This is a genomic window from Leptolyngbya boryana PCC 6306 (genome assembly GCF_000353285.1).
GTDB lineage: Bacteria > Cyanobacteriota > Cyanobacteriia > Leptolyngbyales > Leptolyngbyaceae > Leptolyngbya > Leptolyngbya boryana.
On the sequence record NZ_KB731324.1, the window covers coordinates 3,857,872 to 3,869,075 of the forward strand.

The following is an 11,204-nucleotide window of genomic DNA, read 5'->3' on the forward strand; positions in this document are numbered from 1 at the left end:
TGGATGAAAATCAACTCACATTGGAGCGAAATGGCTTAATCTCAAATTAAGAGAGGGATTGAGCCATTTTAAATTGAATTGAAGTACTGGATTGGACTGAACGATAATGCGGGTTTGAACCTGGTTGTGTCGTCAGTCCAAAAATAGTCCCAAGTTGGAATATGACCGTATTACTGGCTTTGTGCCATGATGTGCTGATTGGCTTTCAGGCAAGATACGTTAGTCGTTATAAACGCAGAAGTCGTTATAAACGTAGAGACAATTGTTCAAGTGCGCTCAAATATGCGATTTTTTGATAAAGTGTCCTTTCCACGTTACTGAGTTGGGATTGCCACCATTGCCGATGCAGACCGCCCAAATTCTTCTGGTGCATACTGCAAATGGGCTTCTGCTCCTGGATAAACAAAGGTTCCAGGGGTTATTGAGCGGACTAAGTAATGCAGTGTGTAAACTCCCGCTTCAAGATGGTTTCCATAAGCCATGATGCGATCTCGGTAGATCGTTTGGTAGTCAATCTCCCAACTATCTGCTTTTGCCTGAAAATAAGGAGTTGAGGTTTGAAAACTCGTATCAATCGCTTCCAAGCCTGCGGGAAGTGGATCTGTAATCACTAGATGATCAATGGGATGATCCGTAATGACTTCTAATTCAATATCTAACACTTGTCCAGGTTTTATCTGCCAAGGCTTTTCGATCGTTTGCAATCCCATTTGCATTAAGGTTTCTGTCTTATTTGCAGGATGAATTGATCTTGTGATTCGCAATCCATTGAATCGTCCAGGGGGATTTCCTTCTAGTCGATAACGATATGCTGTTAGATAGTGGAGCGTTCCTTGACCAGATTTTTGAATTTGTAAGTTATGCTGCCCTCGTGGTAGGTCTGACATTGCGATCGTTGTATTCGCACTCGGTTGTTTGTATCCTGCAAACTTTTGAGAGAGTAGAGGTTTTCCGTCGAGTTGCGCGATCGCGCTAAAGTTGGGAGGTTTGGGTAAGCGTTGGCTATATTCTGCTAAAGCGGTGAGCGCTTGAGCATTGTAGTAACTACATCCCCAAGTGCCATTTTCTCTCAGAGCCAGTAAGGCAGAGAGTAATTTATCTAGGGTTTCTGCTGAACTCTTGCGATCGATCATCAGCCGCAAGGCTTCTGCTTGGGCTGTTACTGGAGAACTAAACCATTGCCACTTCTGAGGAAGATTTACGGTTGCAGTTCGTCCTGTCTCATAGATGGTTTTCTGAATTTGTTTGACCAGCATATCTGCTTCTTTTTGCCAGTCTGGGAAGCGAGAGAGGTAACGAGTTAACTGAATGCGATCGAGATCGTCAAACTGCTTCCGACGTTCATATAAATCAGCTAAGAAATCATTGCGTTGATCTCCAAGTTCGGCAAGTGCAATCAGCGATCGTAGTCTGATTTGGTCTTTGCAACGTTGTTCTGTGCAAAACTCATATTGCCCTGGATCTGCGAGGATCTTTTGCAAATAGGTTTTTAGTTTGCTGACTAATGTTGTATTCACCGGAAGCTTAGCAGTTGCGGCTTTTGAGAGCGCTTGTGCCACATAGGGTGAAACAAACGGATCAGATTGTTCTGCGCCAGGAAAGAAGGCGAATCCACCATCAGGACGTTGGAGCGCTTGTAAGTGTTCTAGGGCTTGGGCTGCTTGTTCCGGCGGATTGAACTCATTAAATGTTTGTCCGTAAGTTCGGGAGAGAATTTGGAGATTGGCTGCGATCGCTAACTGACTAGCAGCTGATTCTAAAAATGGGAGTTGCTCTTGATCAAAAACTTGACGTGCAGGCGCTTTAAGTTCAGGAATCAACGTACTAGCAAGCGAAATTTCTAATCCGCCTGTGCTATTGACCACATTGCGATCGATCTGGATTGGTATTTGTACTTGCCGTTCTGTTGTTCCAGTTTCTACGACTTGCTCAGTAATTTCTAGTGGTTTTACTTCTAGCGGAACTTCAAATGCATCTGATGTATTGTTCAACTGAGTTAGGAATTGGACTTTTCCTGTGCCAGTATTGTTTGCAGTCATGGGAAAGCGATAAGCTTTTGTTCCAGATTCGATTGGAGTTTGTAAATTCGCAGATCGATCTCCCGTTAATTGCAGTGATCCGCTCACTGCTCCGTTAATTGTTAACGTACCTGATTGTCCAGTGTTGTTTGTGATAGCCACTCCTGCGTCTAATCGATCGCCCACGCGCGCGAATTGGGGCAGCACAGGATTCGCAATTAGGGGTTTCGTTGTGATAAAGGTTGCATCATGATTGCCATAGTGCATTTTTTGATCGATCGCGACTGCCATCACTCGCCATGTGGTTAAGTCATCGGGGAGTTTGACTTTCACGATCGCTTTGCCATTCGCATCGGTTAAGACTGAGCCATTATAGTAAGCTAACGGTTTGAAGTTTTTGCGGATGTGTGTGTCACCTACTCCACTGGAAAGTCCACCTCCGAAGCCCCAACCTTTATCGATCGGGGAAGCTAAGGGTTCTAGAACAACATCCGGGCGATTATCTGCAAAGCGAGTTGAGATAGCTTGTTCTGCATAGACTGTTTTAACCAAATCGGGTAGGCGATAGTTGGTGAGTTGCAACACCGCTTCATTGACAACCATCACCGTGAATTGACCTTGCACCGGATTGCTTTGAGTATTTTTCACTTCTAGCTGAATTGTTTCTTCTGCACCCGGTTGAATAGATGCTTGTTGTGGCGTCACTTGCACTTTCAAATACTGTTCATCCAAATTGGTCGTAAACGGTGTAAATCCAATCCGCACAAGTTTATCGAGCTGACCTGGCTCAACTTGTTCAACAGGTTTGCCTTGCCGGATCAGAACTGCCTCAACCGCAGCATTGGGAATCATATCTGGCGTGACTTTGAATTGAATCTGGGGTGCGCCGCCTTGGACTTTTGTGACCGTTTTGTAGATTGTGTTGTGACGCACAACCGCAAAATATAATTCTGCTTCGGGATAGGGCGATTGAATCACGACATTTGCTGTTTCACCCGGTCGATAGGATTTCTTATCCAGTTGCAATTCGAGACGATTATTGCTGTAGCGTCCACCCCAAATGACTGGATTCTCTCCTGTGACCCAAATTTGTGAATCCGTTGCGGTTAAATCATCTTTCGCGTTTGTAAAGTTTGCTCGAATGCGATAAGAGCCTGATTCTGGCGGTGTTAATGTAGCCGTTTGCGCTGAATTTTCTGATCGGAGTTCTGCTTGACCGACAGTTTTATACTCCACTTGATCTTTCGGCGTTTGGCTTCCCTCAATGACCTGAGTCACGCTGCTAAAAATCATCTGTTGGAGTTCCAGTTTCACGGATTGTCCCGCGATCGCACTTCCTTTCGGATCAGTAACAATCACTTGGATATTAAACGGCTTGCCAGCATCCGCCACAAAATTACTTTTAAGACCAATTAAGCGATCGCTTGGCAATGCTGTAAAGGTTTTAGAATTCGCAACCGCTAGATTTGAGACATCCGTCACTTGAGCATCAATGCGATAGGTCATCGGATAGGGTAAATTCGATGCAACTGTGACCGATTGTTGTCCTTTTCCTTGGGCGTCTAGCGCAGTTTTGTTCTGTAAGACATCGCTTTGGATCGTGGGTTCTGTTTCTGGATAAAACCATTTCCGTCCGAATGAAAATTCTTCCCAGCCTTTGGGAGAAAACTCTGCCTTCTGGCGAGTTGCATAGTATTCTACCTGCCCCCCTTCTACCGCTGGACCAAACAGATAGTTGCTTTGAGCTTGAGCGTTGATGGTTTCACCTGCCTTCGCAAACTCTTTATCGAGCGATAGATCGACTTTGAAATTCAAGGGTTTAAATTCTGCAGCCCGAAACTCACCGGAAATCTCGGCTCCTGTTGTCCCTTTTGCTTGAATTGTATAGTTCCCTAATGCTTGATTCGAGGCGATCGGGACTTCTAGAGAAAAAGTACCAAACTCATTCGTCGTTTGTGTCCCTAATGTTGTCTTATTTCCTTGGGGATCAATCAGATTAACGGTGTAGCGAATATTCTTATCCTGTTGAAGGACACCATTTTTCAGATAAGTTGCAATGCCTGTGAACCAAGCTTTTTCACCGGGTTGATAGAGTTGTCGATCGGAGAAAATCGTACCGCGTGATTCTGGTTGATTGCTATCCCATCCGGTATAGATGCCATAGCCATAGCTCCCACTCCACTTGAGCGCACGAGAAAATGCCCAGTCTTGTCCTTCACGCACGATGGTCAAGAGTTCGGGAGGTTCCGCAAAACTATCTTTGTTACCGGGAACGCAAGCTTGAATCGCTTGAGAGTTGAGTATGAGAGTTCCAGCGCGATCGCTTGTTCCGGTTGCACAAGGTTGAGGTTCGGGTCTAGATTTTGCGCTTAACTGCGATCGATAAATCTCAATCTTCGCGCCATTCACCGGGGAACCATCAGATAGATGATGCACTCGAACCACTCCTGAGTCGGGAAACCACTGAGCAAAGACGCCCAGATTCGTCAGTTGTACTAATCCATAAAACGTGGGTTCACGCCATTTCTCATTGTCTTTCTCGATGTATTGGTAGGTCTGGGCTTGTACGCCATAGGCGAGCATTCCCGTCTTACTTCCAAGCTTCTCGCGGAGTGGAATCGCAATCTCAGTCGATTGATTTTTCTTTTGGACTGGAATCTTAAACGATTTCCAAGTATCAGATTTTGACAGGAGATCTTTTCCGTTTCCTTGCGGCTCAGCAGAATCGGTGTAAACCAAGTCTGTGGGCTGTACGACTCGATAAGCAGCCTTGTATTGGGAAGTTGGGAGATTGACGGCTGATAAGTTGAGTTGCACACTCTTGGTTACAGGAAAAATATTGAGGCCAGAGGGTGCCCAAAAATCTGCTGCTACTTCTCCAGTTTTGTACTCTACCGTGACAGGTTTCTCTAGCGTTTGTCCAAACTTGTCTTTTAGACCAGCACCGATCGTAATTTGATAGGTTGTCTGGGGTGCGAGTGCCCAAGGATTCAGGCTGATGACACGCTCGTTATCATAGGCTCTGAGCCAACGTGCAGATTCTTTTGGAGATGGCTGGATAGTGACATTTTTTGCTACTGTTTCTGCCACTAAAGCATTATTGAACTTGAGTTGAGCAAATCCTTGCACAAACCGTCCAAAGGCTCCTCCTTCATTTGGTCGATCGCTATACTCAATTCCCTGGAATGCTAAAGGCGCATAGGTCATTACCGCTCCTGTAAAAGGAGTAGTTGTCGCGAGATTGCCTTGACGGGGAAGAATTCCGGGCGCAAGTTCAAGTCGATAGCGCTTTGCTTTCTCTAAGGCTTGCTGAGGAGATAAAACATAAATCCAATCTCGCATCGCAGAATTGAATTTTTCTTGCGGATTCTCGAAGGATTGATCTGTTTCTTGTTCTTGGGATTGTTCTTTTTTCAGTTCGATTTTAAGTGGTATTCTTTGCTGGCTACTTTCAGGTATCAGGACTGCTTTAACCGATTCTGGAGCTAACTCTGTGTTTGAGGTGATTTCTAAGTTTGGGTTGAGTGTGATGGGTTCGATTGGTGTTGATGAATCGCTTGGTAATTTAGGTAAATCTGTGAGTTGAATCGCAGGTGTGTTAAATGTCCAAGCAAAATCTTGATTGAGCTTGTGTTGCTTTAGATCTGTAAGTCCTGCTTTCAGGGTTACTCTCACTCTTGTTGCAGTTGGTAACGCTGCATCTGCTTGAAAGCCAATCATCTTCGGTGTGAGAAACCGAAACCGACCGGGAAGTGTCGGTGTGAGTTCAAAGCGATTCAAGATGTCTCTTTGATCAGAACTTTCTAAACTCTCGATCGGGATTAATGGCTCTTTGAACCGAATCCGAATCTGTGAAAGCAGATTGGTTGCACCTGTGGGGCTAATTTGCTCAATCCAATCTGGAAGTTTGGGTGTGGGTAATGCTTCTACTGTCGAAAGCGGTTGTGCTTGCGTGACCAAGTTCAATCGATTACAAGCTGTTATTCCTAAAACGAGTATCAGCCCCAACAAAAAATATTTCCAAGTCGTCAAAAGCCTGCGAACGGTCATTGTCTACCCCTCACACAAGCAGCGATTGCTATTTCTTTAGTAGCTGATCGCGATCGAGGAATTGCTGAAATTCCTATAATTCTTAACTAACGGCTCGCTTCAGTGAGGGAAAATCCCCGACGAGTCGATGGTTTCTCTGCCACTCCCACTTGAAAGCGAACTTGATCTGTTGAGGCTCCACTCCGAGCTTGCAATGTCCAATCGCCCGCTCGTAGATTCCAAAAGAACGTATTAGAGGTTTGAGTAGCAATCTTCTCGCCATTGAGCCGCCACTCTACAGGCTGTTTGGGTACTTCAGCGAGTCTAAACTGCAAGTTCTGACCTGATCCCCTCTCAGGCGCGACTAGAAAATAATCGCCATTGCGCGGAGAAATGATTCTTAACGTGCCAGGAGACAGTATCGGTTCTTGTTGCATCGCGAGCCATTCATTGTATTCTGCTGGCAAATTCAGGCGATACTGCTGTTGATCGTTTGAAATGGCTTGATAAAACGTATCTGGATGTTGTTGATACGTTGTGAGATCTTCAGGATAGAAATATTCCTGCACGATCGTGGGACAAACAGCCGTGGGACGCAATCCTGACAGCGCACAGATCGGACGTTGCACCAGATCCTTAGGCAATGGCAAAGCAGCAGGTTCTCGATGTTCATGGAGATGGAGCATAATGCGGCTCCAAAGGGGTGCAGCACCTGTGACACCCGAAACTTGGCGCATCGGTTCACCATTGAAATTACCAACCCAGGTTGCAACCGTATAGTCTGTTGTAAACCCAACCGTCCATGTATCTCGAAAGTCCGATGAAGTTCCCGTTTTTACGGCTGCCGGAAACGGCAAACTCAGCACCGAATCGACGCCAAAGGATCTGGCACGCGCATATCGATCGCTCAACATATTCGTAATCAGTGACCAAGTTGATGTCGAGTAAGCACTATAGGACTGAGGATGAAGCAGGGTTGATTGTCCCTGCCTTGCCATCAATAAATACGCCTGTGCCAATTCCCAAAGGCTAACTTCACCGCTTCCCAAAGTCAGTCCCAAGCCATAATAGTCAGGCGATTGATTCAGATGAGCAAAACCCAATTGATGCAATCGATCGAGAAATATCGCGACTCCCACTTTTTCTAACACTCGCACCGCTGGCACATTTAAGGAGTTTGCTAAAGCAATGCGCACACGAACTGGGCCTTGAAACGTTTCACTGTAGTCAGTTGGACTATAGAGCTTTGCTCCTGGAATAGCATAATGCGTCGGCACATCTGCTAGCACTGTATTCGGTTGAATGATTCGTTTTTCTAATGCTAGTTGATAGAGAAAGGGTTTGAGCGTTGAACCGGGTTGACGTAGCGCTTGTACGCCATCATTTTGTCCCATTTGCGAGGCAGCAAAATAATCGATCGAACCAACATACGCCAAAACATTTCCGGTTCGATTGTCAAGAACAATCGCTGCTGCTTGATGAACATTATTTCTTGCTAGAGTCTCAATGACTTGCCGAGCTTGCGCTTCTACAAATTGCTGAAGAGGTAAATCAAGCGTTGTCCGAATTTGAGCGGGATGGTTTTTGGGCAATTGATTGGCACTCCAAAATAGAAAATGGGGTGCAGCGAGAATGCCTTGCTGCCGAGGTTGTAGCTTTACTGCTTCAGCAAAGATGCGATCGCGCTGACTTTGAGTAATGTAACAATCCTGCACCATCCGATCCAACACATACTGCTGTCGTTTCTTCAAATGCTCCCAATGCTCATAGGGATTGAGATCATTCGGATCATTCGGTAAGGCTGCTAATAGACTCGCCTGAGCTAAATTCAAATCCCGCGCTGGAATACCGAAATAAACTCTTGCTGCGGCTTCTACCCCATAAATATTGCCACCCATCGGTAGACGATTGAGATATGCCTGAAGGATTTCATCTTTACTCATTCCGGCAAATAACCGCCAGGACAGCCAAATCTCCTGAATCTTTCCCCAAGCTGTACGCGGGCTTGGTTCCAGCATTCGTGCAAGCTGCATCGTAATTGTGGAAGCACCGCTAACAATGCGACGCGCTTGAATTGCTTCTGCGATCGCTCGAATCCCTGCTTTGAGATCTACCGCTCCATGATGATAAAATCCTTGATCTTCCGCCGCTAGAATAGCTTGAACCAAATTCGGTGAAACTTCGTTGAGCGAAATAACCGCAGTATGGTCTTGATCGCGAGTGAGCAAGCTTCCTAACGGCAAACCATTGCGGTCTTGGAATTCGATGGCTTGATCGTTTTGGGCAATGTCAGAAGCTCGAATCGGCGCGAGATAGGGGAGCGATCGTAGAAGAATGCCACTGAGGATCAAAACGATGACGATCGTAAAGTAGGAGCGACGTTTAGTAGAGAAAAATCGGCGGTTCCTCATGAGATGTAGAAGACTCCCAGCCCTTAAATTGCTATTAAATGAGATGGAACCAGCAACGTCAAGGACAAGTTATCTATCGTTGCATCGATCGTATAACTACACCAAGCAACGGGAAGAACTTGAAAATTCCCGACAGAGAAGCGACAGAGAAAGTTGTGTGAGAGCATCGCGGACGACACAAGCATATGGGTATTAAGGTGCTGCTGCGGATTCCGAAATATGCTTACTGAAGTTGCATATGCCTTTATGACCTTAAGTTTCCTTCAGAAGATTTCTGCGTGCAAACTTCCAGAGTTCGATCCATGTCTCTTCATATCGCTGTGGTGTAAACGAACCCGAAGAAGACGGTAATTACGGCAATGGAAAAATTAAAAAGCGTTTTACACTTCGTTACATTAGAGAAGACAGAACCCAGGGCGATCAAAATCGTCTGCTATATCGGAGGTACCCGATATGAATAACATTCGTGTCGGCAGTTTGTTTGGAATTCCTTTCTATGTCAACCCATCCTGGTTTTTGGTGTTGGGCTTAGTCACTTTTAGTTATGGCTCAGGACTGGCAGCCCAATTTCCCAATTTGCCTTCTGGGCTGTCTTGGGGATTAGGATTGCTCACAGCACTGCTATTGTTTGGTTCTGTGCTGGCTCATGAACTCGGTCACAGCTTTGTGGCGCTGAAGCAGGGTGTGGGTGTCAAATCGATCACGTTGTTCCTATTCGGGGGATTAGCGAGCTTAGACAAAGAGTCGCAAACTCCCGCTGAAGCATTTCAAGTTGCGATCGCAGGGCCTTTAGTCAGTTTGCTCCTTGCTGGTTTGGCAACCCTTTTGGCAGTTGGTACGGGAATATCTGGAGCACCCGCCGCAATCCTGAGCGTATTGGTCTCGGTTAACTTAGCGTTAGCGCTCTTTAATCTGATTCCAGGCTTGCCGCTGGATGGCGGCAACATTTTGAAAGCTTTGGTCTGGAAAGTGACAGGCAACCCTTACAAGGGGATGAAGGTTGCGGGTCGGGTCGGTCAATTGATCGGTTGGTTAGCGATCGCATCGGGACTTCTGCCTCTAGTAGTATTTGGCGGTGGGCTGAACTTCTGGAATATCTTAATTGGTTGGTTCTTGCTTCAGAATGCTAGCCAAGCTGCTCAGTATGGCGTGGTGTTGGATCGCTTAGCAGGGCTGACAGCATCCGATGCCGTCAGCACAAATAGCCCAGTTGTCACTGCTTCGTCAACATTACGAGAGTTTGCCGATCAGCGGATTCTGGATCAGCGGGTGTGGCAGAAATTTTTAGTCACAAACGCAGAGGGTCAACTGCTGGGTACGCTTTCCATCGAGGATTTGAAAGCGATTCCGAGTGATCTGTGGTCTGAAACTTTGGTTCAAACCCTCGTAAAACCGCTTGACCCATCTCTCATGGTACAGAGCGATCGTCCCTTGTCAGAAGTGGCAACCTTGTTGGAAGAACGCAAGTTGACTGCACTTTCCGTTGTTCAAGAAAACAATATCTTAGTGGGCTTGCTCGAAAAAACTGCGATCGTGAATCTGCTTCAGAATCGAGCCTATGCTGCTCCGGCATAGATTCAGATTGAAACATACAGCAGGCATTGCTGAATGAGAAGATGAATCAGACTGGAATGCCTCAAGTTCATCGTCAGGCAAAAGGTTACACTCCATTGATAGCAGAAGCCGATGCAACGTATTGGAAACGCTGAATCCTTTTGCTCAGAACGCTTTAGAGGATGTTTTAAAAGTATAGAAAGTTTCTTCGCTCTCGTTGCTATCCCGCCCGTGATTGAAAATCTGGGCTAACAGAAGCAAGTCCACTCAAGGGACTAAAAGACTTTCAGCATCAAGTTTCCAGTCCTTTTCAAAGGACTTCGTACCGTTAGCCCCGACTTCCAGTCGAGGCGCGGGTGAGTGCCAGAAACGATACTTTTCAAACATCCTCTTAGAACGATAGAGAGACTTGCGATCGTGGCTCTTAATTTTAGCGTTGAGCCACGATCGCATTCTTGTATTAAGGAGACATCCGTTCGATCGTCCAATGATCTCCTTGACGACAGTAGAGTAAGCGATCGTGCAATCGACTTGGTCTGCCTTGCCAAAATTCAATCTCGCGTGGAATCACTCGAAATCCGCCCCAATGCGGCGGACGCGGTACTTCCTGGCTCTCATATTCCACTTTCAACGCCGCTAATTTCTGCTCCAAAACATCCCGATTCGGGATAATTTCGCTCTGCTCCGATGCCCAAGCTCCCAAACGACTGTTGTGCGGACGACTGAAAAAATAGCCATCCGATTCTTCAGCAGACACTTTTTCAACGCTGCCGACAATTCGCACCTGGCGTTCTAGCTCTGTCCACAAAAACACCAAAGCTGCTTGAGGATTCGCTTCTAACTCTTTTCCTTTGTTGCTGTTGTAGTTCGTGAAAAAAGTAAAACCGAGATCGTCAACGGCTTTCAACAACACAATTCGAGCCGCAGGAATGCCATCTTTGCTGGCAGTTGCCAAAGTCATCGCATTCGGCTCTGGCAACTCTGCCTTCACCGCTTGATCAAACCAGTGTTGAAATTGTTGAAAAGGATTCGGATCAACATCCGTTTCGTTCAAGGTTTCTCTGGTGTAATCCTTTCTGAGATCCGCAATCGAAGACATCATCGTTTATTTTTTATGCGCCATTTTCTATTCTATTCGCCTGGGAGATCACAAAAAGCGATCGATCTGGCATAACTTAAAAAGGTTGCGATC

At 46.1% G+C, this 11,204-nt stretch carries 4 protein-coding genes; 1 reads left to right on the top strand and 3 read right to left on the bottom strand.

Going from position 1 to position 11,204, the window contains the following annotated elements:
• Window positions 1–314 precede the first annotated feature (314 nt).
• Both LEPBO_RS0119405 and pbpC read right to left on the bottom strand, forming a co-directional pair.
• Window positions 315–6,068: an alpha-2-macroglobulin family protein gene (locus LEPBO_RS0119405; protein ID WP_017289233.1), complete on the bottom strand. Its 5,754-nt coding sequence runs from the start codon at window positions 6,066–6,068 to the stop codon at window positions 315–317.
• 86 nt (window positions 6,069–6,154) lie between these two features.
• Window positions 6,155–8,458 (bottom strand): penicillin-binding protein 1C, encoded by a 2,304-nt coding sequence (gene pbpC / locus LEPBO_RS0119410; RefSeq protein ID WP_017289234.1) that lies wholly within the window; start codon window positions 8,456–8,458, stop codon window positions 6,155–6,157.
• A 453-nt stretch (window positions 8,459–8,911) separates the two neighbouring features.
• On the opposite strand from pbpC, the gene LEPBO_RS0119415 reads away from it, so the two are divergent.
• Window positions 8,912–10,033, top strand: coding sequence for a site-2 protease family protein (locus tag LEPBO_RS0119415; RefSeq protein ID WP_017289235.1), 1,122 nt, complete (start codon window positions 8,912–8,914; stop codon window positions 10,031–10,033).
• A 439-nt stretch (window positions 10,034–10,472) separates the two neighbouring features.
• Here LEPBO_RS0119415 and pdxH read toward each other — a convergent pair whose 3' ends face one another.
• Window positions 10,473–11,114, bottom strand: coding sequence for a pyridoxamine 5'-phosphate oxidase (pdxH, locus tag LEPBO_RS0119425; RefSeq protein WP_026148769.1), 642 nt, complete (start codon window positions 11,112–11,114; stop codon window positions 10,473–10,475).
• Between the last annotated feature and the right edge of the window lie 90 nt (window positions 11,115–11,204).